Here is a 25,580-nt window from a genome sequence, read left to right on the forward strand (position 1 = left end):
CGCCGGCATGACTGCCTCTTCGGCCCGCGTCCCTGGGCTGTGCCTGCTGTTGACCCTCGGCGCGTGCGGCGCGCCTTTCCCCACGCTGCAGGAGCAAGCCGCGGGCTACCAGCACCCCACGTACGGCTATGTGCTCGCGCGCCGCGCCGACGGGGCGGGGGTGCTCGCGCCCGAGTGGCAGCCTCACGTGCGCGCAGGCGAGGCGCGTGAGGTGCCCGCCGACCAGGACGGCGACGGGGTGCTCGACGCGTCCCTCGAGGTCCCGGTGTTCGACCTGCTGTACACACGCGGGGCTGCTGGCGGGTCGGTGTTCGTGAGCACGTTCCCCACCTCGCGCGAGGCCGCAGCGGGCGACCTGAGTCAGATCCTCACGGCCTACGTGGCCACGGCGGCGCGCGCGGGGCAGGTCGCGTATGGCTTCCCGCGCACCGTCCCGCGCAGCGCGCAGCCCATGGCGTCGCGCGTGCTGGGCTCACGTGCACGCGAGGTGGCTGGCCGGCCCGCGCACGAGATCCTCTTCGAGATCGCAGACGTGCCGGAGGGGCGCGTGACGGACGCCACCGTGTGGAGCCGCGGCCACGTGGTGCTGGTGCGGCCCGACCTGACCTTCAGCGACCAGCAGTACAGCCGCACCCGCGGCAGCTCCACCGCCGCGTTCTTCCCGGTGCTCATGGTGCTGGGCTACGCCAACCACGCGGCCGCGTTCGGTGCGCACCACGACGAGTTCGAGGACCTCGTGAACCGCCTGCAGTTCCCGGTGGAGCCGTCGCTCGAGCCGCTGGCCAACGCGCTGCGCGACTGCGTGCAGCAGGAGACGCTGGTGGAGATGCTTGTGTTGCCCGAGGGGCGCGTGGGCGCGCACGCCGCGCTGGCGGATGCCGCGAGCGAACGGTGCGTGAGCCAGGTGCTGGTGACGGCGCGACTGCCGCAGAGTGACTGGCCGCGGACGGTGGCGCTGCGGGTGGGGGCGGTATCCTCGCCAGGCAGTGCGGGCGAGGCACCGTGAGGGCCACTCGCTAGATCCACGAAGGCAAGTCGATGTCGGACTCCGGCACGAAGAATTCATCTCGCTCGAGTGTGTGCAGGTTTGCGACGTAGCGGGGCAGGTCATCGGCACCCGCCCCGTCTTTCCAGATGTCGACGGCCGCCTCGAAGCGCTGGACCAGTCGGGCATGCTCGACCAGTCCGCGTTCGATCATCGCGCTGATGTCGGCTCGGTCGTTCGCGTGAAAACGCTTCAGCTTGCTCACCACGACGTCCACTACGTCGAGCACCAAGATGTCGAAGTGCTCCAAAGTAGCGTTCAGCTCCGACAGTGCATGCCAGACTGGAGCGTGAGGGAGAAACGGCAGACCATTGCTGACGACGTCGATGTAGAGCCGATGCCGTGTGTGCAGTGAGGAGCCCTTGCCACCGAGCGCGAGGAGCTGAGACTTCACAGAGTCCGTGATGTCCGACGTCTGGAAGACGTCTCCGTCCTTCGTTCCGCGCTCGTAGTCCGTCAGCAGCATCAGCGCACCAGAACCGATGAGGGGCAACTCCTGCCGCGATGTGCCCAGTGGCTTCCAAGCGTCATCCAACTGTTGAAGGAAGTAGCGGAGCTGCTTCACGCGGCTTCTCGGAGCGCTTTGAGGAAGTCATCCACCGCGAGCGAGCTGATGATCCCCCAGCGCTGCGAGATACTCGAGCGAGCGGTAAACACCGCGAATGACGTAGTTTTGGTTCGAATCGAGGAGTCGAGGATGTCGTCTCGCGCGGCGCTGGGCTTCGCCGTCTTTGTTCTCGCAAGCCACGTCCCCAGCACGAGGCTTGCACGGCGCACTTGCATGAGCGTTGCGCGCGGGGTCGGCTGGCCTGCTTCGAGTTCCTCGAGCGCCGCCACTGTGTTGTCCACCAGCCAGCCAAGACGATGGGCGAGCCCGAGCAACTCAAGACGTGACGCTAGGAGGTCGAGCTGAACCTCGTCGATGCGCGCGACCAGCACCGGCGCGAGCGCCGTGACGAGGCGGGGATTCCTCGCGTCAGCAAGCACCTCCAGCACCACCTCGTTCACGTGGGCGATGCGGCTGCTCGGGAGTACGTTCTCGCTCTCGACAAGGTGGCGTGCACCCAAACGAGCGAGCGCGTTCTGGAGCTGGGAAGTCGGATCGGGTGGCGACGACTCGAAGTGCGACACATCCACATTGAAGAGCCGAAGTAGCTCGAGCAGGTGCTCTGCCGAGAAAGAGCCGAGCCCGCGCTCGATCTCGCTGAGCCGCGCCTGCGACAGGCCCAAGCGCTTGGCGAGCTCCGCCTGGGTCCACAGTCGCTGGGTGCGGAGCGCACGCACCTTCGAGCCAATCTCCGTGCGGAGGGCATCCCAATCACGGTCAGAGATGGAACTCGAGGCTGCCACGCGTACTGGTTTAGCAGTACGCATATCGATTTACCAGTAACAGGAGGATGTTCACTGGTTGATTAGACCGCTGGTGCGCCCACCAACCGCCGCACCACCGTCAAGAAGTCCTCGCGCATCGCGGCACTGGTTGCGACCTCGCCGTACAGCATCTGGCGGATCACCGGCGCGCCATGCGCCACCACGCCGTACGCGGCGATCGCCATCACCAGCGCCTCGGGCTCGATGTCCGGCAGCGCCCCCGCATCGCGCGACGCGCGCAGCACGCTGATCATCTGCTGCACGAAGGCGCGCGCCAGGTCGCGCTTCACGGCGTTGCGGTCGCTCACGGTCTCGAACGCCTCGCGCAGCAGCAGCGACGCGAGGTCCGGCTTCTCGGCGAGGGCATCCCAGAAGACGGCGGCGAACACCGTGAGCGTCTGCGCGGGCCCGAGGCCCAGCCCCGCGACCGACAGCAGGCGCGACTGCGCCAGCTCCATGAGCTCGGCCGTGATGGTGTCGTAGAGCTCCTGCTTGCCGCCGGGGAAATGATGGAAGATGGACGCGGCGCGGATGCCCGCCTCGTCGGCGATGGCGCGCAGGGGGGCGCCTTCGTAGCCGTAGAGGGCAAATTGCCGGGCCGCGGCGCTCAGGATTCGTTCTTTGGTGGTCTGCATCAGGGCGCTCGGCACAAGAAGCACACGGGCTGTATCGTGGGGCTTGCGGTCCAACCTAACACACGTTAGGCTGCGTCTACCAGCTGATAGAGTACCGCGAAGATGCCCACCATGCAGCCCAGCACCAGCCCACATCCCACCCCTGCCAACGACGTGAGCCCCACGGTGATCGAGTGCAAGAGCCCCATCACGGGTGAGCGCTTCGCCGAGCTGCCGGTGGACGACGCGCGCGCGGTGCAGGCCGCCATCGCCCGGGCGCGTGTGGCGCAGGAGGCCTACGGGCAGTCGTCGTTCGCGGACCGCCGCAAGGTGCTGCGCGCCATCTTGGACGCCGTGGTCAGCAACGCGGACGCCATCTGCGACGCGGTGGTGCGCGACTCGGGCAAGACGCGTGAGAACGCGATGCTGGGCGAGGTCATGCCCATCTGCGAGAAGCTGCGCTGGACCATCAAGCGCGGCGAAGCGGTGCTGCGCCCTCAGCGCGTGTCGAGCGGCATGCTGGTGCACAAGCGCGCCCAGATCGAGTACCTGCCCGCCGGCGTGGCGGGCGCCATCCTGCCCTGGAACTACCCCTTCCAGAACCTGCTCAACCCCATCATCACCGCGCTCATGGCGGGCGACGCCATCGTCATCAAGCCCAGCGAGTGGGTGAGCTGGAGCAGCGCGCGCTTCCACACGCTGGTGCGCGAAGCCATCGAGAAGGCCGGGCAGTCGCCCGAGCTGGTGCAGGTGGTGCACGGCTATGCCGAGACCGCGCAGGCGCTCATCGCGGGCGGCGTGGACGTGCTGCTCTTCATCGGCAGCGTGCCCAACGGGCGGCGCGTGCTGCGCGCGGCGGCCGAGACGCTCACGCCGGTGGTGCTGGAGCTGGGCGGCAAGGACCCGCTCATCGTGTGCGACGACGCCGACATGGAGCGCGCGGTGCACGCGGCGCTGGGTGGCACCTTCATCAACTGCGGCCAGAACTGCGTGGCCTCGGAGCGCATCCTGGTGCACGCGTCGAAGATGGCGTGGTTCGAGGGGCGCATCGCCAGCCACGTGAACGCCATGCGGCAGGGCGCGTCCGAGAACGGCCTGGTGGACGTGGGGGCCATGATCACGCCGCTCCAGCTCGCGCACGTGGAGGGCCTGGTGGCGCGCGCGGTGGCCGAGGGCGCGCGCATCGTCACGGGCGGCAAGCGGCAGCCCGGCACCCACGGCTGGTACTACGAGCCCACGGTGCTGTCCGACCTGCGCCCCGACATGGAGATCATGCGCGAGGAGATGTTCGGCCCGGTGATGCTGCTGTGCGCCTTCAACAGCGACGAAGAGGCCATCGAGATCGCGAACAACACGGCCTTCGGGCTGTCGTCTTCGGTGTTCTCGCGCGACGGCGCGCGGGCCAAGCGCATCGCCGACCGCGTGCACGCGGGCATGGCCGCCATCAACGACTTCGGCGGCATGACCTACATGGCGCAAGAGCTGCCCTTTGGTGGCGTGAAGGACTCGGGCTTCGGCCGCATGAACGGCGCCGAGGGCCTGCGCGCCTTCTGCACCAGCAAGGGCGTGCTGGTGGATCGCTTCTCCTTCGGCTTCCCGGCCAAGATCTTCCCAGCCACCGAGGCCGACTACGACACCACGCGCAACGCCGTGCGCCTGCTCTACGGCGCGTCGCTGGGCGAGCGAGCCAAGGCGCTGCGCGACCTCATCAAGAAACCGCGCTGACCAAGCGCAACCGCATCCAAGACTTTCGGAGACTCCTCATGACCACACGCTCTCTCGTCACCGGCGCCTGCGGCTTCGTCGGCCGCCACCTCACCCGACGCCTCGTGGAGCGCGGTGACACCGTCATCGCCACGGACATCGGCTCGCCCGACGCGCTCTCCAGCGTGGCCACGCGCATCACCTTCGTGAAGGCCGACCTGCGCGACGCCGAGGCCATGAAGAAGCTGTGCGCCGACGTGGACGTGGTGTTCCACTGCGCTTCGGTGGTGCACACCAACGCCACCATGGAGTCGCTGGTGTGGGACATCAACTACGGCGGCGCCATGAACATCAACAAGGCCTGCACGCGCGAGGGCGGCCCACGCATCGTGTACGTGAGCTCGGCCAGCGCCGTGTACGAAGGCAAGGACGTGGAGAACGGCGACGAGAGCATGCCGTACTCCAGCATCTCGCAGGCCAGCTACGCGGACAGCAAGATCGCGGCGGAGAAGGCCACGCTCGAGGCCGCCAAGCGCGGCGAGATCCGCGCGTGCTCGCTGCGCCCGCACGTGATCTTCGGGCCCGAGGACCAGCGGCTGATGCCCAACATCGTGCTGCGGGCGCGCCAGGGCCGGCTCATCTTCAGCGTGGGGCGCACGCCCAAGCTCTCGGACTTCACGTACATCGACAACCTGATCGACGCGCTCTTGCTCGCCGATGAGGCGCTGGCCAAGAAGCCCGACGAAGTGAACGGCGAGGCCTTCTTCATCACCAACGGCGAGCCCATGGGCTTCTGGGACTTCGTGGGCGACGTACTGGCCGAGATGAAGCTGCCGCCCATCCGCGCGGCCATGCCCTATCACATCGCCTATGCCGCGGCCGCCGTGGCCGAGGGCATCGACGCGCTGCGCGGAGGGAAGCTGGGGACCGCCAACGGGCTCAGCCGCTTCGCCGTGAAGTACATGTGCACGCACCACTACTTCTCCATCGAGAAGGCGCGCCGCGTGCTGGGCTACGAGCCCAAGGTGAGCGTGCGCGAGGGCATCACCCGCACCATCGCCACGTGGCCGGCCGAAGAGAAGGCGCCTGCGCGCAAGAGCGCGTGAGCCTGCCGAGGTGACACAGCCGATGGCGACCGAGACCAAGAGCGCTGAGCAAGCCGGCCGCGCCCCGCTGAGGGTGAAGGTGGCCCGCGTGGTGGAAGAGACCGCCGACGCGCGCTCCTTCGTGCTGGACGTGAGCGACGACACGCTGCGCAGCGAGCTGACGTACCGAGCGGGGCAGTACGTGACCGTGGAGATCCCCTGGGAGAGCTTCCACATCCACCGCTGCTACTCGTTCAGCAGCGCGCCGGGCGTGGACGCGCAGCCGCAGTTCACGGTGAAGCGCGTGGCCGAGGGGCGCATGTCCAATGCCCTGATCGACCGCGTGGCGGCCGGCGACACGCTCACGCTGCACCCGCCCGCGGGGCGCTTCACGCTGGACCGCGACGCCGGCATGCGGCCGCTCTCGCTGTTTGCGGGCGGCAGCGGGGTCACGCCCATCTTTTCGCTGCTGAAGGCGGCCCTGCGCGAGACGCGGCGCCCAGTGCGCATGCTGTATGCCAACCGCGACGCGGCCTCCACCATCTTCGCGGCGCAGCTGGACGCGCTGGCCCAGGAGCACGCGGGGCGCTTCAGCCTGCGGCACCACCACGATGACGCGGGCGGGTTCCTGACCGCCGAGACGCTCGCCGACTGGCTGCGCGGAGCGCCCGAGAGCGGCCGAGGAAGCGACCACTACGTGTGTGGGCCCACGCCGTTCATGGACGCCGTGGAGGCCGCGCTGCAGTCGGTCTCGGTGGATGACGGGCGCGTGCGCGTGGAGCGCTTCGTATCGCCTGCAGACCCGGACCGCCGTGACACGGAGCCAGCCCAGACGCCCACCTCCGGCACCGGCGAGGTGCCCGAAGACTTCTTGGTGACGCTCGGCTCGTCCATTCGGCGCGTGCCCTACAGCCGCTCGCTCACGCTGCTGGGCGCGTGCAAGGCCGCGGGCGTCAAGGCGCCTTCCTCGTGCGAAGACGGCTTCTGCGGCAGCTGCATGTGCCAGCTGGTGGAGGGCGACGTGGCCATGCTGAACCCGCTGGCGCTCACCGACAGCGACGTGGCCCGCGGGCGCGTGCTGGCCTGCCAAGCGCGCCCCACCAGCGCCAAGTTCCTGCACGTGGACTTCGACGCCGTGTCGTTCCGCGCGGGCGGCGACGGCGACGCCATGACCCCCCCGCTGTCCGCTTCTCGTGCTGCGCTCGTCGTCAGCTTGTGCGTGGGCGCAGCGCTGTTGGTGCGCTGGCTACACGCCATGATCTAGACTGGAGACATTCCCCCATGACCATGTTCGCCATCTTGATGTTCAGCTACGTGTGCGCCGGCATCGCCCTCGGCGTGCTGCACTTCACCTACCGCTCGGAGGTGGGGCGCCGCCACATGATCAGCGACGACCCGCACCGCAGCGTGGACGACAAGCGCCTGTACCGTGACGCCGCGCTGAACACCGGCGTGTCGGTGGCGCTCATCTTCAGCGTGACCTATGGCCTCGGCGACTACCTGTTCTACAGCGCGCCCACGCCCCTGTGGGTCATGGTGGTGGAGGCGCTGGCGGTCGTGTTCATCTACGACTTCGCCTACTACTTCTTCCACCGCTACCCGCTGCACGAGTGGAAGCTGCTGCGCTGGGTGCACGCGGTGCATCACGCGGCCCGCAACCCACGCACCATCGACAGCCTGCTGCTGCACCCCATCGAGACCGTGGGCGGCCTGAGCCTGCTGTTCGGCTCCATCGCGGCGGTGGGCGGCATCCACCTCTACACGTTCGCGGTCATCTTCGCGACGTACGCGGTGTTCAACATCCTGAACCACGCGGGCGTGAATTTCCCGCGCTTCCCCTTCAAGACGCTGGGTGAGCTGGCCGTGAAGCACGACCGCCACCACCACAGCATGCTGAGCGGCAACTACGCGTCCATCACGCCGCTGCCGGACATGGTCTTCGGCACGGTGGCCTGAGCGCCGACCCGGCTGGGCGGCTCACATCCCGTCGAGGAACAGGATGCGCGACAGGCGCTTCCCTGCGGGTGTGGGCACCCAGCAGGCGCCCGCAAGGTACAGCCCGCCGCCGTGCTGGAGCGCGATGTCCCCGCGAATGGCGCAGCAGCGGTCTTCGCACAGGATGTCACCCTCGCGCAGCTGGCCGAGGGCTTCGACCTCCTCTTCGCTCAGCGCTTCGTAAGCGGCATCGTCCAGCTCGCGCTCGGGCACCTGGATGGTGAAGCCCATCCCCACGTCGGTCTCGCTGCGATGGTGCGCGAGGACGCGCTCCCAGTCGGCTGCGTCGGCCACCCTCTCGGTGTGCTCGCGGATGCCGTGGATCAAGCGGAACGGCCCCGCGAGGTCGCCGGTCGCGCGTAGGTCCCCGCGCACCAGCGCTGCCACCCGCAGCAGGTCGGCGGGCGCGAGGCCGAGGTCCCATTGGCGCGGGAAGCTGCGGCACTCTCGGCGCAGGTCGTCCAGCAGACCATCGCGCCCGGCGGCGATCAGGGCACGGTCGGCCTCGGAGTCGCGGGCCAGGGACACGGGCTCCCGCTCGAGGCGCGCGCGGATCTCGCCGAGCGACTGGCGCTGCGCCGGAGTGAGGTCCGCCAGGCTGTCGCCACGCCAGTGCTCCCACGCGATCAGGCGCGCCTGCGCACAGCGCGACGCTGGGTCTTGGCCCGCGATGGTGTAGGGCAACCCCAGCTTCATGGGCAGCAACTCTCCGGCGTCCTCGAGCGCGTGCACCACGGCGTACTCGGCGTCCTCCATGCCGAGCGCGGCCGCCGCGGCCACCGCGCGCTGAAACGCGGCCTCCATGGCGGGGCCGTTGTCGCCGCGCAGCGCGAGCACCTCCGACTCGATCAGCGCCGCCAGCAGCTCGTCACCGGCGGGGGCGGGCGTGATTCCCGAGCCCACGGCGCTCTGGCCGCCAGTGCCTTCGGAGTCGACCTCGGCAGCGCCGCTCGGCGCGCCACCGCAGCCCACCAGGAGCAACACCAGGGAGAGCCGCCGCAGATGCATGGGCGGAACGGTACCTCACGCCGAGCGGGCGTCCTAGAGCCAGGGGGCGCCGCGGGAGCTGTGCTAGCGTGGCGGCCCCCATGCTGTTGCAGACCGCCATCCTGCTGGCCGCCGCCGTCCTGTGTGTCCCTCTGACGAAGCGCCTCGGGCTCGGCACCGTGCCGGGCTACGTGCTGGCCGGCGTGCTGATTGGGCCCTCGCTGCTGGGCCTGGTGCACGACGTGCACGAGACGCTGCACTTCGCCGAGTTCGGCGTGGTGATGCTGTTGTTCCTGATTGGCCTCGAGCTGGCGCCCGCGCGCTTGTGGGCCATGCGCGGACGCGTGTTCGGGCTGGGCACGCTGCAGGTGCTGCTCACCGCGCTGGTGGGCGCGGGCATCGCCATGGCGTGCGGGCTGAGCATGGCGCCGGCCGTGATCGTGGGCATCGGGCTCGCGCTGTCGTCCACCGCGTTCGTGATGCAGCTGCTGGCAGAGAAGCGCGAGCTGACCACCAAGCACGGTCAGACCGCGTTCGGCGTGCTGCTCTTTCAAGACCTGGCGGCCATCCCCACGCTGGCGGCCATCCCGCTGCTGTCGGCGCAGGCCGGCGCCGACAGCAGCGGTGCGCTCGTTCAGCTGGGCCTCGCGGTGGGCGCGCTGGTGGGCCTGGTGGTCATGAGCCGCCTGGTGCTGCGGCCACTGTTCCGCATCGTGGCGTCCACGCACAGCCACGAGCTGAGCACCGCGCTCACGCTGCTGGTGGTGGTGGGCACGGCGCTCGCCATGGAAGCAGCGGGGCTGAGCATGGCGCTCGGCGCCTTCCTGTCCGGCGTGCTGCTGGCCGACTCCGAGTACCGCCACGAGCTCGAGGCCAACATCGACCCGTTCAAGGGCCTGCTGATGGGGCTCTTCTTCATGGCCGTGGGCATGTCCGCGGACATGGGCGTGCTGCTGACGCGGCCGCTGGCCGTGCTGGGCGTGGTGAGCGCGCTGGTGCTGGGCAAGGGGCTCATCCTCTTGCTGGTGGCGCGGCAGGCCAAGCTCGAGGGCGCCGCCGCGTGGAGCCTGGCGGTGTTGCTGTCGCAGGGAGGTGAGTTCGCGTTCGTGCTGTTCGGCGCGGGGGCCACGTCCGGCCTGCTGGAGCAGCCGCTGGTGGACCTGTTGATCGTGTCGGTGACGCTCTCCATGGCCATCACCCCGGTGCTGGTGCTGCTGCGTGACGTGGCCATCCGGCGCCTCGAGAAGGCCGGCACCGCGCGCCCCTTCGACACCATCGAGGGCGAGAACCCACGCGTGATCATCGCGGGCTTCGGGCGCTTTGGTCAGATCGTGAGCCGCACGCTGCGCGCGCGCCGCATCCGCTTCACGGCGCTCGAGAAGAGCCCCACGCAGGTGGATTTCGTGCGCCGCTTCGGCAACCGCATCTACTACGGGGACGCCGCGCGCATGGACCTGCTGCGCACCGCGGGCATCGAGCAGGCCGAGGTGTTCGTGCTGGCGGTGGACGACCCGGAAGAGTCCGTGCGCGTGGCGGAGGCCGTGCGGCACGCCTACCCGGACCTGCGCATCGTGGCCCGCGCGCGCAACCGCGCGCACGCCTATGCGCTGATGGGCCTGGGCATCAAGGACGTCATCCGCGAGACGTTCCACTCGAGCCTCGAGGCCGCCGCGCTCACGCTCGAAGCCGTGGGGCTTCCGGCAGTGCAGGCGCGCGAGGCCGTGGAGCGCTTCCGCGACCACGACGAGGCCGCCGTGCGCGACGCGTTCCACCACCGCGGCGACGAGGCCATGCTCATCGAGACCGCCAAGCGCACCGCCGAGGAGCTGGAGAAGCTCTTCGAGGACGACGCGGCGCGCCCCTCCTAGTAACATCGCGCTCATGAGCGCCAGCAGCGACCTCGAGCACCTCCTCTTCAACCAGCCCGAAGAGCGCAGCCGCTTTCACCGCGCGCTGCTGGACTTCGCGGAGTACCACGTGTTCACGAGCACCGAGGCGCACGGACACGCGGTGCTGCGCAACGACGCGGGCGTGGCACACGCCATGGTGTTCACGTCGCCCGAGGCGGCCGCTGCGTTCCCGCGGCCGAGCGGCAGCGACGTGCGCATCATGAGCGGCCAGGCGCTGTTCACGTCGCTGGCCAAGAGCGGGCTGCCCTGGTGGGTGTTCAACGTGGGCGGCCCTGCCGGGCCCATCGCGTTCCCCACGGCCATGTGCTCGCTCATCTTGGGCGCCGCCCCCGTGGTGGGCACCCCCGCTGCGGGCGCTCCCGTCACTGCACCGCTGCCCTTTGCGCGTGGAGTCCTCACGCAGCATGCGCGCGGCCACGTGAGCGTGGACGGCGTGATGCAGGCGCTCATGAGCTTCAACGACTGGCTGGTGCCCGTGGCGCTCATGGCGCGGGCCCCGCAGCCGCGCGTGGGCAAGGGCGCGGTGATGTTCAGCCAAGAGCAGCAGCTGCCGGCGGGCGAGGCCTGGCTCTTCACGGACCGCGAAGCGGCGGACAGGGTGGCCGCCAAGTGGCCCACGCTGGGCACCTACGAGACGGGCGTCGCCGCGCTCGAGTGGGCACGCCTGCTGGCGGACAGTGGGCTGACCATCGTGAAGGTGAACCCGGGTGGCCCGCGCGAGGAGTACTGGGGCATCACCAGCGGCGCCTTCGCGCTGACGCTGGACTGGGCTCAGCGACCTCAGCGGTAGCCCGCGGCCTGCAGCTCGAAGAGCTCGGCGTACTTCCCACGCGCGGCCAGCAGCTCCTCGTGGCTGCCCTCCTCGGACACGGCGCCGTGCTCCAGCACCAGGATGCGGTCCGCCATGCGCACGGTGGAGAAGCGGTGCGAGATGATGACCGCCGTCTTGTCGTGGCTCAGCTGCTTGAAGCGCTGGAACACCTCGAACTCGGAGCGCGCGTCGAGAGCGGCCGTGGGCTCGTCCAGGATCAGCACGTCGGCGTCGCGCATGTAGGCGCGTGCGATGGCGACCTTCTGCCACTCACCGCCGGAAAGCTCCACGCCCGTGCGGAAGCGCTTGCCGATGACCTGTTCGTAGCCGCGCGGCAGCTTGTGGATGACCTCGTCGGCCAGGCTCTGCTCGGCCGCTCGCTCGATGCGCGCCTGGTCGCCCGCGGCGTCGATGCGCCCCACGGCGATGTTCTCGCCGGCGCTCAGGTGATAACGCACGAAGTCCTGGAAGATGACGCCGATGTGCGCGCGCAGCTCGTCGAGGTCGTACTCGCGCAGGTCGTGCCCATCCAGCAGGATGCGCCCCTCGTCGGGCTCGTAGAGGCGCGCCAGCAGCTTCACCACAGTGGTCTTGCCCGCGCCGTTCTCGCCCACCAGCGCCAGCACCTGCCCGGCAGGCAGCGTGAAGTCGAGGCCGCGCACCGCCCAGCGCTCGGCGCCGTCGTAGCGAAAGCCCACCTGCTCGAAGCGGAAGCCCTCGCGGATGGGATGCGGGAAGGGGCGCGGGTGAGCGGGCGACACGATCTCGGGGCGCACCTCGAAGAACGCAAAGAGGTCGTTCAGGTAGAGCGCCTGGCCGGCCAGCGCGGAGAAGCCGCTCAGCAGCCCCTCGAGCAACGTGCGCAGGCGCCGGAACGAGGCCGCCAAGAACGTGAGGTCCCCGATGCTGAAGTCGCCGCGCAGTGTGCGCCACGTGATGATGCCGTAGGCCGCGTAGTAGCCCAGCGTCCCCACGCCGGTGAGCAGGCTGCCCCAGCCGGCGCGACGCAGCGCCAGGGCGCGGTTCTGCTGGTAGAGGCGCGCGGCCAGCGCGCGGAAGCGGCCCACCAGGAAGCCGTGCAGGCCCAGGATCTTCACCTCCTTGGCCGTCTCCACGCTGGCGCCCGTCTGCCGCACGTAGTCGAGCTCGCGGCGCTCGGGGGTGCGCCGGAAGTCCAGCGTGTAGCTCTCGGCGTTGAAGTGCGCCTCCCCCAGGAACGCGGGCAGCAGCGCCAGCAGCAAGAGCCCCATGAGCCAGGGCGCGTAGACCATCATGCCCACCGCGAACGAGAGCACGGTGACCACGTCCTGCGCCTGTCCGAAGAGCTGCCCCAGCAGCGGCGTGCGGCCGATGGTCTGGCGCCGCGCGCGGTCGAGCTGGTCCTGCAGCTCGCTGTCCTCGAAGTCTTCGAGGTCGAGCGTGGCGGCGTGCTCCATGACGCGCGCGCCCATGGCGTTGCTGTACTGCTCCGACAGCAGACCATCCACCAAGGAGACCACGCGCCCCAGCACGTCGGCCAGCACCGCGAGGCCGAGCTCCAACGCCAGCAGCATCCACACCGGCCGCAGCACCTCGCTTCCGAGCGCGGCGCCGAGCTCCGTGGGCAGTCCACCTGCGGACGCGAGCGCGATGACCTCGTCGATGATCAGCTTGCCCACGTAGAGCGTGACCACCGGCAGGAGCGCGCGGAGCATGCGCAGCGCCACGCTCGCGAACGTGAGCTGCCGGTTGATGCCCCACACCAAGCGCAGAAACGGGGGCACGTTGCGCAGCGCGGCGAAGCGCTGGCGCCAGCTCTTCTGCGGCGGGGTGGGTGGTGGGGGGTGGGGAATCACGAGCGCACGTTGTCGGCGGACAGAGCCGAACGCTACGGGATGAGAACGGAAGCGCCAGTGGTCTCGCGCGCCTCGAGGGCGCGGTGGGCCTCGGCCGCGTCGCGCAGGGGCCAGCGCTGGTGCACGGGCACGCGCAAAATGCCGTCACGGATGGCGGCGAACAGGCGCGTGGTGGCCGCCAGCAGCTCGGCGCGCGTGGCCACGTAGTCGAACAGGGTGGGCCGCGTGACGAAGAGCGAGCCCTGGGTGGAGAGCGAGAGCACGTCCAGAGGGGGAGGCGGCCCCGACGCGTTGCCGAAGGACACCAGCAGCCCGCGGCGCTCGAGGCACGCTAGCGAGGCCGAGAACGTGCGCCGGCCGATGGAGTCGTAGACCACCTGCACCCCGCCACCGCTCCCGGCGGCCCGCACGGCAGCGGCAAGGCCAGCCGCATCGTCGTCAGCGTCCACCAACACCTTCGTGCAGCCGTGCGCGAGCGCCACGTCCACCTTGGCCTCGGAGCCCACCGTTCCGATGACCTCCACGCCGTGCCACGCCAGCCACTGGCACAGCAGAGATCCCGTACCGCCCGCCGCCGCGTGCACCAGCGCACGCGAGCCTGCGTCGAGCGGCCGCACACGATGCACCAGGTACTCGGCCGTGAGGCCCTTCAGCAACGACGCCGCCGCCACTTCGTCGCTGATGGTGCTGGGCAGTGTCACGCAGTGCTCCGCCGGGACGTTGCGCGCGCTGGCGTAGGCCCCCGGCGGGCGCGAGAGATAGACCACGCGCTCGCCCACCGAGAACTGCTGCGGGTCGACCTCGCTGCCCACGGCGGTGACCACGCCGGCCGCCTCGAGCCCGATGCCGTGCGGCATGCTGGGCAGTGGGTAGAGCCCGCTGCGATGGTACACGTCGATGAAGTCGAGCCCCACCGCGCGCTGCGTGAGCTGCAGCTCGAGCGGCCCCGGTGGCGCGAGCGTGACGGGGTGGCTGCGCAGCACGTCCGGTCCGCCGGGCTGCTCGATGCGAATGGCGTAGTGCATGGTCACCGAGGAGCGTACCAGAGCCCCCGCAGCGCACCGTCGATCCCCATCATTTCGGCGCATTCATGCCATCGCAATGACGGAGTCGGGGCGGCAGAGGCTGCACAGACGCCCTCGTGCAAGCGCGAAACGACCTTGTGGGGGCTTGGCATGCTCGATGCACCGGCAGCTCCCCATGACCGACCTCAAGAAGCAAGTGAATAAGGGTTTCGACAACGCCAAAGACGCCGCTGGCGACGCGGCCGACAAGGTGAAGAGCGCCACCACCAGCGCCGTAGACGCTGCGAAGCACGCCGCCCACGACACGGGTGATGCCGCGAAGCACGCCGCCCACAACGTGGGTGATGCCGCGAAGCACGCAGCCCACAACGTGGGTGACGCGGCGAAGAGCGCCAAGAACAAGATCAAGAACGCCGTCAAGTGAGCCGGCTTTCTCTGCCCCTCTTCCCCAACCTTAAGAAACACACGAGCCCCCTCATGAACACTCTCAAGCTTTCCCTGATCGCCCTCTCCGCCCTCGGCCTCGTGGCCTGTGGCCCCGCAGAGACCGAGACCACCACCACCAGCATGCACGAGCAAGACAGCGAAGGCGGCGAAGTGCGTCACAGCACCCGCGAGACGACGGAGACGGAGTCGGACGGCGAGCAGACCACGGAGCGCGTCGAGCGCACCGAGATCACCACCCCTGCATCCGAGTAGTCCGCGGCGGGCTGAGCTCTCGCTGTGCAGAGGACCGCTGCACAGTCCACCGAGAGCTCGGCCCCCGGGGTTTTACCGTGCCGATGGCGTGTGACCGCACGCCATCGGCATTCGTTTTGACGGAGCCACGCTCACAGCCCGCACAGCGCGTGCATGATGTCCACACGCTCCTCCCGCTGGCCCGTCGCCAGGTCGAGCACCGTGAAGCGCTTGGGCGAGGTGTACGAACCCATGTCCGTGTCGCTGTTGATGTGGATGGCGCCGAACAGGATGACGTACTTGCAGGCGTACTTGGTGAGCGCGACCAGCTCTTCGATGCGCTGGTCGATGGCCTCGTAGATGACCTCGGTGGCCTCCTTGAGCGGCAGCTCGGCGCCCAGGATACGGTCGCGCTGGGCGTACACGATCTGCTCGAGGGTGTTCATCTGGTGGTCCAGCTCGCTGACGCGCCCCTCCACGATCTGATCGCGCGTGAGCTTGTTCAGCGCGCCCTTGGCCGCACCGCAGCAGCCGGTGGTGCGCTGCTGGCCGTGACGTTGAATCTCCCCGACGGCTCCGTCCTTCGTGATGCCGATATGCGGCCCGTAGTAGATGGCCACCGCGCCGTCGTCCGGCACGTGGCTCGCGAACGCGCCCATGCCCGTGAGGCCCGTGAAGGGAAAGCCATCGAGGCCCCCCATTTTGAAGGGCCCCAGGAACTCGGCCGTGCGGGCGGGGTACTGGATGCTGTTGACGTCGTCGCTGCAGATGCTGTCGGCCAGCATCACCTGCGAGGGCTCGAGGTCCAGCGTCGCTTCGACGTAGTCGATGAAGCGGTTGACGGCGTCGACGGTGGTGAGGGCGTTTGGATACTGCTGACGCATGATCGCCAGCTTCTCGCGCTTCTTCATGGTGGCTCCGGGCGTGCGAGGGCGTGGAGCCAAGCACCCTACCACACGGGCCCGCTCGCAGCTCCCCGGTCAGCCCGGAGGCGTGGTCTCCACGCAGTAGAGTCGCAGCGCGGCCGTGCACGCTGCCGTGCCGTTGCTGGTCCAGTCCGAGCTCCCAGCCGAGGTCCAACCGCGGGTGCCCGTCTGCGCGCCATCCGCGCTGGTCCAGTCGAGACAGCGCGTGGTGCTGTTGTCGGTGTTGCCCGTGACGAACGTCCCCGTCCACGCGTAGGTGCCACTTCCCGCGGATGCACCGTTCTCGTCGGTGGCGATGGCCGCGGTGTCGAGGCCGTTCGCGAGGTCGGCCCAGTTGCCGGCCACCCGCAGCGTCCCTGGCAGCGCGAAGCGATAGTACGGCCCGCTGAAGTGCTGGATGCGGTCGGCGGCCGAGGTGGCCGCTGCTGAGCCAGGCGCGGAAGGTCCCGCTCAGGCCAGCCTCTGTGGCGCGCGCCTGACAGATCGCGTCCGCCCCGGTGAGGCCACCGAGGTTCCCGGTGTGGACCGTGCTGGTCACGAAGATGAGGCGCCCGGTACGCACGTGTTGGGGGCGCCTGCGACGCAGAAGTTCCCGAAGGAGCAGTCGGCGTCGGTGACGCACGTGGTGCCGCACACCGTACCCATGCCCGGGCACACGTAGGGCTCGCACGCCGGCACGCTCGCCGTGGAGGTCGCCACCCCGTCGTCGGGACACGTGCTGGAGGATCCGTCGCACGCCTCGATGATGTCGCACACACCCGCCGCGCCCCTGCAGACCACACCCTCACTCTCCACCGCGTCTGCTGGGCAAGCGCCAGCGGCGCACGTCTCCACGATGTCACAGTCACCCGCGCTCGCGCGGCAGGTGGTGCCGTCGGGGATCGCCGCGCACGCCCCAGCGCCGTCGCACAGGCCCACCAGACAGGGGGTCTCAGCGCACTCGGCGTCCGGATCGGTGTTGCCCATGCTGGGCGCGCACACCCGTTCGTCACGCCCGTGAGCGCCGCGGTGCACGACACGCATACTTCCTGCGCAGGCCGTATCGCAGCACACGCCGTCCCACGCACGCCCCGCTCTCGCACTCCTCGGCGCTCGCGCATCCCGGCTCCGTTCGCTAGGCCCCCCGCGTCGGGGCCGGCCCGCCCTGGTCGGTCCGCCCACGTCCACGGTCCCAGCGTCCGGATCGCTCATGCCGTTGTCGGGCTGGGTCGCCCCGTCGCCTCCACAGCCGGGGGACGCCAGCGCGCCGCACAAGAGGAGGAGGACACCGAGTCTGCTTTTCGTCATCACGTCACCGCGTTGGGGTTGGCCTGGGTGGTGACGGCCGGCACCGCTTCGATCACGGAATTCGTTTCCGCCTTCTGGTACAACCGGAGGCCATGACGCTGCCGGGCTGGACCACCTTCTCCTTCACTCACGACGGCCTCACGCGGGACGTCTACCGCCGCGGCACGGGTCCGGGCGTGCTGGTCATGCACGAGATCCCGGGCATCACCCCGCGCGTCGAGGCGTTCGCGCGGCGGGTGGCCGACGAAGGCTACACGGTGTTCATGCCCGACTTGTTCGGGGAAGTCGGCAAGCCGCTCGCGCCCGGCTACGTGATGGGGCAGATGGCGCGCGCGTGCATCCGCAGCGAGTTCGCGGTGCTGGCCAGCCGTGGCAGCAGCCAGGTGACCCGCATGCTGCGCGCGCTCTGCCTGCGCCTCCACGAAGAAGCCGGTGGCCCCGGGGTGGGCGCCGTGGGCATGTGCATCACTGGCAACTTCGCGCTCGCGCTCATGGTGGACCCGTGGCTGATGGCGCCCGTCCTCTCGCAGCCCTCGTTGCCCTTCCCCACGGATGCCGCCGCTCGCCGCAGCCTGCACGTGAGCGACGACGACCTGCGCGTCATCCGTCGCCGCACGCGCGAAGACAACGTGAGGGTGCTGGGCCTGCGCTTCACGGGCGACCCGCTCTGCCCGAAGGCGCGCTTCGACCGCCTGCGCGACGAGCTGGGCGCGGGCTTCGAGGGCATCGAGATCGACTCGAGCCTGGGCAACCCGTACGGCATCTCGCCGTTCGCCCACAGCGTGCTGACCGAGGCGCTGGTGGACAAGGCTGGGCACCCCACCCAGCGCGCACTGCACCGCGTGCTCGCGCTGTTCGACGAGAAGCTGCGCGCGCCCGGACGCAGCGCTCCCCGTCACGGCTGAGCGGCCGATGACACAATCGGGCGAGTTTGTGAATTCCGCGTTACACTCGCGCGATGTTTTCGCCCCGCTCCTCCTCCGCCCGGCCCCTCGGTTGGGCCGCTTGGTCTCTCTTCGTCGCGCTGCTGGCTTCGGGCTGCGGCAGCGACGGGAACAACACCGACGCCGGCCCGCTCGATGAAGGGGTCACGGAAGACATGGGCGGCCCCGTGGAGGTGCCCGCAGGCCCCTGGTTCGACGAGGGGGACGATGGCGTAGCCGACCCGCTCGGCGCCACGGCCACCCAAGCGCTCGCCGGACGGGCCGCGGCCGGAATGCTGCCGCCGTTCCACTCGGGGCTGCAGGCGTGGGAGACGGGTGACTTCATCCTGGCCAACGACAAGGTGGCCATCGTGATCGAAGACGTGGGCCCCTCCGACAACTACGACCCCTGGGGTGGCCGCCCAGTCGGCATCGCGCGGGTGGAGAACGGCGCGCTGCACGAGCCCGGCAACTTCGGCGAGTTCTTCATCTTCATGGGCCGCATGAGCGTGGTCACGCAGTTCGTCGGGGTGGTCAACGACGGAACGGACGGTGAGCCCGCCGTGATCCGAGCCCAGGGCCGCCCGGCCGGCACGCCGTTCCTCGAGAACCTGCTCGGGCAGGCCTTGAGCCGCGACTTCAGCCGCATCCCGACGGCCATCGACTACGAGCTGGCGCCCGGCGCGGAGCACGTGGACGTGTACCTGACGCACACCAACTACAACGACTACGACTCGAGCGGCGGCACGCTGCACGGCTTCATGTACGGGCCGCGCATGCCGGTGTTCACGGTGGGCCACGGCTTCAACGCCGAGGAGGCCACCTCCATGCTGGCCTTCGACGACGACATCGCCACGAGCTGGGCCTATCGCATCCCCGACCAGAACATGCGCTTCCTGATCGCGCCGTCGGGCTTCACGGGCATGTCGGCGGCGGGCTACTCCATCGCCGCGGGAACCGAGACGCGCCGCCACTACACGCGCATCTACATCGGTGGCCGCGGCATCGACGGTGTGCTCGCCGCGGCCGCGCGGACCGAAGGGGTGAGCCAGCGAGCCATCACGGGCACCGTCTACGAGGCCGACGGGACGACCCCCGCAGCGGGCGTGCGGGTGCACGTGGAGCAGGTCCCCGCCACGGGTGCCCCCGTGTTCCTGACCCGGGCCCTGAGCGCGGCCGATGGCACCTACAGCGTGCACGTCCCGACCGACGCCAACGTGCGCCTGCGCACCTTCCGCCGCGGCAACGTGGTGGTGGGCCCCGTGACGGTGAACGCCCCTGCCACCGCGCAGGACTTCACGCTGGCCGCCACGGGCAGCATCCACGTGGTGGCCACCGACCCCACGCTCATGGCGCCGAACGACCGCATCCCGGTGCGCGTCCAGGTGCTCCCCGCCGGGGCCAGCAGCGTGCCCAGCGTGCCCAGCAGCTTCGGTGAGCCGTCCATCGTGAGCGGGCGTCTGCACGTGGAGTACGCCACCGGCCATGGCGCGAGCAACGCGCTCGGCGAGGTCACGTTCCGCGCGCCCCCCGGCGACTGGGAGGTCGTCGTCTCGCGCGGCACCGAGTACGAGCTCTTCCGCCAGACCGTGACCGTGGTAGCGGGCGCGACCAACGACGTCACCGCAGCCATCTCGCGGGTGATCGACACCACTGGCGTGATGTGCGCCGACTACCACGTGCACACGAACCGCAGCAACGACGCGGACGACGACGCCTATGTGAAGCTGCGCTCGGCGCTGTCGGATGGCCTCGAGATCCCCGCCCGCTCGGAGCACGAGTACGCCGTGCTGACCGACCCGCTGATCGTGGAGATGGGGCTCGGCGCGTGGGGCTACGGCCTCAGCTCGTTGGAGCTCACCAGCTTCGAGCTCTACGGGCACTTCGGCGTCATCCCGCTCACCCCGAGCGCCGGCGTGAACGGGGGCACGGAGCAGTGGCAGACTTATCCCTCCGCCACCAACCCCACCGCGCCCATCGAGTTCCTGACGCCGCCCGAGCTGTTCGACAACGCGCGCGCGCGCCCCGAGGCGCCAGCCGTGATCATCAACCACCCGCGCGGCGGCACCAACTACTTCGACTACGTGGGGCTCGACAACGTGACGGGGCAGGTGGAGGACCTGGCCGCATGGGACACGGAGTTCCGCATGATCGAGGTGTTCAACGCCAGCAGCTGGAAGGCCGACCGCAACGGCACCGTGCGCGACTGGTTCGCGCTGCTCAACACGGGCCGCCCCATGTTCGCCGTGGGCAGCAGCGACTCCCACGGCATCGCGGGCTCGCCCGTGGGCTACCCGCGCACCTGCCTCACGCTGGGCACGGACGACCCACGCATGCTCGACGACGACATGATCCGTGATGCGTCCAACGACGGCCACAGCTTCATCTCGGGCGGCGTCTACCTGGACGCGCGCATCGGCAGCGCCAGCCACGGCGACACCGCCACCGGTGTTGGAGCAACCGCGAGCGCGGACGTGCGCGTTCAGATCGTGGACTGGATCCAGGGCGACTTCGTGATGGACGTGGTCGTCGACGGGACGGTGGTGAACACCATCGACCTCGACGACCTCCCGGCCGACGACATGAACTTCAGCGTGGTGCGCTACAACGATTCCGTGAGCGTGCCGGTGGCCGCCGCGGGCAGCTGGGTGGTCTTTGCGGTCTACAGCAACACCACCACCACGCTGGCGCCTGTGCACCCCTCGCGCGAGGCGTTCGCCGTCACGAACCCGATCTTCCTCGAGCGCTGAGGTCCTTGCCCATGGGCAGTGCTATCCTCGGAACTTCCAGAGGACATCATATGCGTATACAACTTGGGTGGGTCAGCTTGGTTGGCATCGGGATCGTCGGAGCGGGCTGCGGCACGAGCACCGTGCCCCTCGATACGGTGGGAGACGAGTTCGTGCAGTCGGTCTGCGAGCAGATCCGGCGCTGTCCGGATCAGTGGCGCGACGAGTTCGCCATCATCAACGTGTTCGAACTCCAGGGCAGCGACATCTCGTGCGAGGACGTGCTGTCCGACTTTCCCGACGTGTCCCGTGCGCCGAGCGAGAGTGAAGGTGTGGAGGGCGGGACCATCGACTACGACGGCGCGCAGGCGCGTCGCTGTGTGCGCGCCCTGGCCCAGAGCTGCGTCCCCTTCCAGCTGAGCGGCGCCGTTCCCGAGTGCCAAGGCGTGTTCACGGGCCAGGTGGACGTGGGCGACCCGTGCGTGGCCACCAGCGAGTGCGAGCCCTCGGCCTACTGCGACCTCACCGACGACTGTGAGGGGACGTGCGTGGCGCGGGCGACGGTGGGTCAACCCTGCGACAGTGACGAAGGCTGCCGCGGGGCGGAAGGCACCGTCGCGGGCTGCGAAGACGTGGACGGGAGCAACGTCTGCGTGGAGTACACCATCACCACGGACGCCGAGGTCGGCGAAACCTGCGGGCCGATCGACAACGAGGGCTCGGCGCGCACCGTGGCCTTGTGCGGAACGGGGCTGTACTGCCGCTACGTGGCCGACGCAGGGTCTTGTGCGCTGCCCATCCCGGCGGGCCAGCCCTGCTCGGACGACGAGGTCTGCGAGCGCGGGTACTTCTGCAACGCGGGCAACTGTCGCACGGCCACATTCGTGGGCACGGTGGGTGACGCCTGCGACGAAGAGTCGTTCATCGTGTGCGACCCTTCGCTGGGCCTCGCTTGCGACGAAGACACGGACCGCTGCGTGCTAGTCGGCGACGGCAGCGAGGGCTCGCCCTGCAGCGCCAACGGGAATGAATTCCTGTCCGTCTTCATGTGCGATGACGGCCTGTTCTGCGACCTCGACGCCGAGGTGCCTACCTGCAAGACGCCCTTCGCCAACGGCATCTCGTGTGAGAGCGACTCCCAGTGCGAGAGCGGCTACTGCATCAACGACCGATGCAGCGCTCCCGTGCTCTGCGAGGAAGGCCCCGTCCTCCTCCCGGTCTGAGACTAGCGTGCGGGCCGCGCGCGCTCCGTCATCAACCGCTGCGGTGCCACGTAGCGGTCGTGGGCGGAGAGCGCGGCCAGCAGCAGCAGCACGGCCAGGATGCCACCCAGCCCGAAGAAGGGCCGGTAGAGCGAAGGCGCGCCGCCCGCGAGGTCGAGCGCGGTGCGGGTGAGCGTGATCAGCATCGACCAGAACAGCGCCACCGCCATGACCGAGCCGGCGCGCACGCGCAGGTAGACGAGCGAGGGGGAGAGCACCACGCAGAACGCGAACAGCACGGCGGCGCCCAGCACCGGTGTATCGGCGAAGTGGAAGATGGCCGCTGGCGCCATGTAGAGCCCCGACAGCGCACCGATGCGCAGCGAGCGCGCCCAGAAGCCGCCGGGCATCTCGCGGAACAGGAAGCCCCGAAAGCCCGCCTCGAGCGCCAGCGCGGGCAGCAGGTTGATGGTGACCGACGCGGGCAGACCACGGACGATGAGCCAGAGCGGGTGCCCCGGCGGATGCTCGCGCAGGTTGGTCTCGAAGAGCTCGAGCTGATCGGGAGGCACCCCGGCCCGCTTGAACGCGATGTACTGCTCGACGGTGTGGATGGGCTCGACCCCGCTCAGCAGCCAGCAGAACCCGAGCCCCACCAGCAAGAGCAGCGCCGGAGTGAGCCACGCCAAACCCCAGAAGCGGTTGAACCCAAAGGTGATGCCCAGGGCCTCGCGCACGGGCACCTTCAGCACGGGCCCCGTGAGCAAGAGCGCGGCCAGGAGCGGCGGGAACATGTGCCAGTAGTAGGCGCTCGCGGAGAAGCCACGGTGCTCCGTCAGGCCGTTCGCCACCAACAGCACGAGCGGCGTCCACCCGCCCAACACCGCGAGCAGGAAGAACGCGGCGACCAGTCGCGGCTGAGTCAGCTTCACGCGCCGACTATTCGGTGGCTGCGTCGTCGTCGCCCGGGTTGGCGAGCTTGCGCGTCCACAGGATGGCGTCCTGGCGCGTGTCGCCCACCAGCACGCCCTGCGCCAGCAGGCCCGTCTTGCGGAAGCCGCACGCCAGGTAGACCGACGCCATCTCGACGTCTTCGCTGGGGGTGAAGGCGAAGCCCGCCACGATGCCGCGGTCCTTCAAGACCTCGCACATCTCCATGAGCGCCCAGGACACGGCCAGCAGGCCGTCGTGGTCGTCGGGGCGGCGCAGGACCTCCACCAGCGAGTGACCGAAGCAGTCTTCGTACTCGGCCGAGATGTAGTTCACGGGCGCCTTCTTGTAGCTGCACGAGTAGTACATGCGGGCGGCGTCGCGGCCGAAGGCGTCGAAGGCACCGAAGCCCGTGGAGACCTTCCACAGCTTGTCGCGCTCCTTGAGGGCCTCCTCTTCCTCGACCTCTTGCACCATGGCGCTCTTGGGCTTGGGGTCCAGCGTGTCCAGCATCTTCTTGGCCGACGCGATGGTGCGATCCGCCACACGCATGTCGCGCTCGCTGACCTCGACCGAGGCCACACGCTCACCGATGACGCAGCCGCAGAGGTGACCGTCGCTGCGCTTGTAGAAGCCCGGGATGGTGCCCTCGCGCACGAAGCCGACGCGCGTCCAGCTGGACACTTCGTCCTTCTCCACGAGCGTGATGACCTTCTGGATGCCCTCCTGCTTGGCCACCGACTGGATGTAGAGGCGCTTGGCAGGGAGCGCGCCCGCGCGGAAGTCCACCACACGGATGAAGCGCGTGCGGCGGTTCAGGATGACGCACAGGTAGGCGCTGTCGCTGCGGAAGTAGAGCTCTTCGACCGCAGGCTTGCTGGGGTCACGCTGCGGCAGCGTGGCGTTGCCGCGCGGGGCGTTCTTGGCGGCGGGCTTGCCCTTGCCGGCCTTGCCGGTGCTCTCCACCTCGACGGGCGGCGGGGCCTCGGAGGCCCGCTGTGCAGCGCGCTTGGCCTCGGCCTTGGTCTCGGCCTTCTGGGCCTCGGGCTTGGCCGCGGGCTTGGTGAGCGGCTTCTTGGCGGGCGCCTTGCTGGGCTTGGCCTCCACCGCCTTGGTCTTGGCCGGTGCCTTCACGGGAGAGGGCTTGGTGGGCGACTTCTTGGCCGGCTTGGCAGCAGCCTTGGGGCTCGCCTTGGGGGCCTTCTTGGCCGCAGCGGCCTTCGCCGGAGCCGCGCTCTTCCCCTTCGCAGGCTTGGTCTTACTGGCCGCGGCGGCCTTGGCAGGACGGGGCTTCGGAGCAGGCGCGACGGCGGGCTTCTTCTTGCTGGACGCTTTTTTGGTGGCCATCTACCTACGAACCTCTCAAGATTGCGGAATTCCTCGCACTTCGGGTCGCGGAATGTAGGCTCATTGCTCACCCATGTCAATTGACGTGGTCGCTGGCAGGTCTCGGGCGTGGCTGTGCGCTGAGCGCATGGGGCTAGCCGGGTCGGGAGCCAACTCTCGAGGTGGACCGTCGTCGGGCGGCAAACGCAAGTAGGCCGTGGGCCACCGGGGGTTAGGCCATGCCGGAACGCGAGTAGTCGGGACCCTGCCGAGCGGGCACGCTTTGGTCTGCTTCCCCCGTCCCAGGAGTCCGCCGCCATGAAGTTCAGCATCTCCATCGCCATGAGCGAGGCCAACCACTACGTCCCCCTCGCGCAGGCCGCCGAGCGCATCGGCTACCACGCCATCGTGCTGCCGGACTCCATCTTCTTCTCGGAGGAGGTGTCGGCGCCCTACCCCTACACCACGGACGGCAAGCGCATGTGGGGGGCCGAGACCCCGTGGATCGACCCCTTCGTGGGGACCGCGGCCATGGCCGGCGCCACCGAGAGCATCTTCTTCTACACGAGCGTGGTGAAGCTGGCGGTGCGCAACCCCGTGCTGGTGGCCAAGCAGGTGGGCTCGCTGGCAGCCATCAGCAACAACCGCTTCGGCTTCGGCGCGGGCCTCGGCTGGCTGCCCGAGGAGTTCAAGTGGTGCGGCGAGAACTTCGAGACGCGCGGCCCGCGCATGGACGAGGACATCCAGATCCTGCAGCGGCTCCTCGGCGGCGGCATGGTGGAGTTTCACGGCGAGCACTACGACTTCGGCAAGATCCAGATGAGCCCCGCGCCCACGAAGCCGGTGCCCCTCTACCTGGGCGGTCACACCCTGCCGGGGCTGCGCCGCGCTGCGAAGTACGGGGACGGCTGGTCGTCGGCCATGCTGCCCAGCAAGAAGATCCTCGAGACCGTCGCCAAGCTGAACGAGCTGCGCAAGGAGTACGGCACGGACCAGAAGCCGTTCGAGATTCAGGCCGTGGTCACGGATGCCTTCACGCCCGACGCGTACAAGCGTCTCGAGGACGCCGGCGTGACGGACATCATCGGCGTGCCCTGGCTGTTCTATGGCGTGCCGATGGCGGGCGGCGACCTCGGCAAGAAGATCGAGGGGCTCGAGCGCTACTACGAGAAGGTCGTCATCCCGACCAACGCGTGA

At 69.4% G+C, this 25,580-nt stretch carries 24 protein-coding genes; 13 read left to right on the top strand and 11 right to left on the bottom strand.

What is annotated here, in order from left to right:
- The first annotated feature begins 7 nt into the window (after positions 1 to 7).
- A complete protein-coding gene (locus IPI43_06700; GenBank protein MBK7773814.1) occupies positions 8 to 1,006 on the top strand; it encodes a hypothetical protein in 999 nt (332 codons plus the stop codon).
- Positions 1,007 to 1,016: 10 nt separating this feature from the next.
- Here the strand turns inward: IPI43_06700 and IPI43_06705 are convergent, their stop codons facing one another.
- The 3 genes from IPI43_06705 to IPI43_06715 form a co-directional block, all read right to left on the bottom strand.
- Positions 1,017 to 1,610 carry a hypothetical protein gene (locus IPI43_06705; protein ID MBK7773815.1) on the bottom strand — a complete coding sequence of 198 codons (594 nt, stop codon included), beginning with the start codon at positions 1,608 to 1,610 and terminating at the stop codon, positions 1,017 to 1,019.
- Positions 1,607 to 2,329 carry a helix-turn-helix transcriptional regulator gene (locus IPI43_06710; GenBank protein MBK7773816.1) on the bottom strand — a complete coding sequence of 241 codons (723 nt, stop codon included), beginning with the start codon at positions 2,327 to 2,329 and terminating at the stop codon, positions 1,607 to 1,609. The genes IPI43_06705 and IPI43_06710 overlap by 4 nt, the downstream gene beginning before the upstream one ends.
- A 128-nt stretch (positions 2,330 to 2,457) precedes the next feature.
- A complete protein-coding gene (locus IPI43_06715; GenBank protein MBK7773817.1) occupies positions 2,458 to 3,051 on the bottom strand; it encodes a TetR/AcrR family transcriptional regulator in 594 nt (197 codons plus the stop codon).
- Positions 3,052 to 3,153: 102 nt separating this feature from the next.
- Here IPI43_06715 and IPI43_06720 point away from each other — a divergent pair, with 102 nt between their 5' ends.
- From IPI43_06720 to IPI43_06735, 4 genes are read left to right on the top strand one after another with little or no spacing between them, the layout of a single operon-like run.
- The gene (locus IPI43_06720; protein MBK7773818.1) at positions 3,154 to 4,755 is read left to right on the top strand and encodes an aldehyde dehydrogenase family protein; all 1,602 of its coding nucleotides are present in this window, start codon (positions 3,154 to 3,156) and stop codon (positions 4,753 to 4,755) included.
- A gap of 38 nt (positions 4,756 to 4,793) precedes the next feature.
- The gene (locus tag IPI43_06725; protein MBK7773819.1) at positions 4,794 to 5,840 is read left to right on the top strand and encodes an SDR family NAD(P)-dependent oxidoreductase; all 1,047 of its coding nucleotides are present in this window, start codon (positions 4,794 to 4,796) and stop codon (positions 5,838 to 5,840) included.
- Between the two features lie 10 nt (positions 5,841 to 5,850).
- Positions 5,851 to 7,083 carry a ferredoxin--NADP reductase gene (locus IPI43_06730; GenBank protein ID MBK7773820.1) on the top strand — a complete coding sequence of 411 codons (1,233 nt, stop codon included), beginning with the start codon at positions 5,851 to 5,853 and terminating at the stop codon, positions 7,081 to 7,083.
- A 17-nt stretch (positions 7,084 to 7,100) separates the two neighbouring features.
- On the top strand, positions 7,101 to 7,775 hold the full coding sequence (locus tag IPI43_06735) for a sterol desaturase family protein (protein MBK7773821.1): 675 nt from the start codon (positions 7,101 to 7,103) through the stop codon (positions 7,773 to 7,775).
- A 21-nt stretch (positions 7,776 to 7,796) separates the two neighbouring features.
- On the opposite strand, the gene IPI43_06740 is transcribed toward IPI43_06735, so the two are convergent.
- Positions 7,797 to 8,822, bottom strand: a complete 1,026-nt coding sequence (locus tag IPI43_06740; protein MBK7773822.1) for a hypothetical protein — start codon at positions 8,820 to 8,822, stop codon at positions 7,797 to 7,799.
- A gap of 80 nt (positions 8,823 to 8,902) precedes the next feature.
- Between IPI43_06740 and IPI43_06745 the strand changes: the two genes are divergently transcribed.
- Positions 8,903 to 10,669: a cation:proton antiporter gene (locus tag IPI43_06745; protein MBK7773823.1), complete on the top strand. Its 1,767-nt coding sequence runs from the start codon at positions 8,903 to 8,905 to the stop codon at positions 10,667 to 10,669.
- A 13-nt stretch (positions 10,670 to 10,682) separates the two neighbouring features.
- On the top strand, positions 10,683 to 11,501 hold the full coding sequence (locus tag IPI43_06750) for a hypothetical protein (protein MBK7773824.1): 819 nt from the start codon (positions 10,683 to 10,685) through the stop codon (positions 11,499 to 11,501).
- Here the strand turns inward: IPI43_06750 and IPI43_06755 are convergent.
- Both IPI43_06755 and IPI43_06760 read right to left on the bottom strand, forming a co-directional pair.
- Positions 11,492 to 13,294 carry an ABC transporter ATP-binding protein gene (locus tag IPI43_06755; protein ID MBK7773825.1) on the bottom strand — a complete coding sequence of 601 codons (1,803 nt, stop codon included), beginning with the start codon at positions 13,292 to 13,294 and terminating at the stop codon, positions 11,492 to 11,494. The genes IPI43_06750 and IPI43_06755 overlap by 10 nt on opposite strands.
- Positions 13,295 to 13,389: 95 nt before the next feature.
- Positions 13,390 to 14,382: a quinone oxidoreductase gene (locus tag IPI43_06760; GenBank protein ID MBK7773826.1), complete on the bottom strand. Its 993-nt coding sequence runs from the start codon at positions 14,380 to 14,382 to the stop codon at positions 13,390 to 13,392.
- Positions 14,383 to 14,557: 175 nt separating this feature from the next.
- On the opposite strand from IPI43_06760, the gene IPI43_06765 reads away from it, so the two are divergent.
- Positions 14,558 to 14,806, top strand: a complete 249-nt coding sequence (locus IPI43_06765; GenBank protein MBK7773827.1) for a hypothetical protein — start codon at positions 14,558 to 14,560, stop codon at positions 14,804 to 14,806.
- 53 nt (positions 14,807 to 14,859) lie between these two features.
- Positions 14,860 to 15,081 carry a hypothetical protein gene (locus tag IPI43_06770; GenBank protein ID MBK7773828.1) on the top strand — a complete coding sequence of 74 codons (222 nt, stop codon included), beginning with the start codon at positions 14,860 to 14,862 and terminating at the stop codon, positions 15,079 to 15,081.
- 131 nt (positions 15,082 to 15,212) lie between these two features.
- On the opposite strand, the gene IPI43_06775 is transcribed toward IPI43_06770, so the two are convergent.
- The 3 genes from IPI43_06775 to IPI43_06785 all read right to left on the bottom strand — a co-directional run bounded on the left by IPI43_06775 (position 15,213) and on the right by IPI43_06785 (position 17,000).
- Complete coding sequence (locus IPI43_06775; GenBank protein ID MBK7773829.1) at positions 15,213 to 15,971, bottom strand: hypothetical protein; 759 nt, start codon at positions 15,969 to 15,971, stop codon at positions 15,213 to 15,215.
- 69 nt (positions 15,972 to 16,040) lie between these two features.
- The gene (locus tag IPI43_06780; protein ID MBK7773830.1) at positions 16,041 to 16,331 is read right to left on the bottom strand and encodes a hypothetical protein; all 291 of its coding nucleotides are present in this window, start codon (positions 16,329 to 16,331) and stop codon (positions 16,041 to 16,043) included.
- A gap of 189 nt (positions 16,332 to 16,520) precedes the next feature.
- A complete protein-coding gene (locus tag IPI43_06785) occupies positions 16,521 to 17,000 on the bottom strand; it encodes a hypothetical protein (protein ID MBK7773831.1) in 480 nt (159 codons plus the stop codon).
- A 365-nt stretch (positions 17,001 to 17,365) separates the two neighbouring features.
- On the opposite strand from IPI43_06785, the gene IPI43_06790 reads away from it, so the two are divergent.
- The 3 genes from IPI43_06790 to IPI43_06800 all read left to right on the top strand — a co-directional run bounded on the left by IPI43_06790 (position 17,366) and on the right by IPI43_06800 (position 22,148).
- A complete protein-coding gene (locus IPI43_06790; GenBank protein ID MBK7773832.1) occupies positions 17,366 to 18,178 on the top strand; it encodes a dienelactone hydrolase family protein in 813 nt (270 codons plus the stop codon).
- 53 nt (positions 18,179 to 18,231) lie between these two features.
- The gene (locus IPI43_06795) at positions 18,232 to 20,946 is read left to right on the top strand and encodes a CehA/McbA family metallohydrolase (GenBank protein ID MBK7773833.1); all 2,715 of its coding nucleotides are present in this window, start codon (positions 18,232 to 18,234) and stop codon (positions 20,944 to 20,946) included.
- A 122-nt stretch (positions 20,947 to 21,068) separates the two neighbouring features.
- The gene (locus IPI43_06800; protein ID MBK7773834.1) at positions 21,069 to 22,148 is read left to right on the top strand and encodes a hypothetical protein; all 1,080 of its coding nucleotides are present in this window, start codon (positions 21,069 to 21,071) and stop codon (positions 22,146 to 22,148) included.
- Positions 22,149 to 22,150: 2 nt separating this feature from the next.
- On the opposite strand, the gene IPI43_06805 is transcribed toward IPI43_06800, so the two are convergent.
- Together IPI43_06805 and IPI43_06810 are read right to left on the bottom strand one after the other, a co-directional pair.
- Complete coding sequence (locus tag IPI43_06805) at positions 22,151 to 23,059, bottom strand: hypothetical protein (protein ID MBK7773835.1); 909 nt, start codon at positions 23,057 to 23,059, stop codon at positions 22,151 to 22,153.
- 7 nt (positions 23,060 to 23,066) lie between these two features.
- Positions 23,067 to 24,404 carry a hypothetical protein gene (locus tag IPI43_06810; GenBank protein MBK7773836.1) on the bottom strand — a complete coding sequence of 446 codons (1,338 nt, stop codon included), beginning with the start codon at positions 24,402 to 24,404 and terminating at the stop codon, positions 23,067 to 23,069.
- A gap of 297 nt (positions 24,405 to 24,701) precedes the next feature.
- Between IPI43_06810 and IPI43_06815 the strand changes: the two genes are divergently transcribed.
- Positions 24,702 to 25,580, top strand: coding sequence for a TIGR03619 family F420-dependent LLM class oxidoreductase (locus IPI43_06815; protein ID MBK7773837.1), 879 nt, complete (start codon positions 24,702 to 24,704; stop codon positions 25,578 to 25,580).

The sequence above is a fragment of the Sandaracinaceae bacterium genome (assembly GCA_016706685.1).
Lineage (GTDB): Bacteria > Myxococcota_A > Polyangia > Polyangiales > Houyiibacteriaceae > JADJJE01.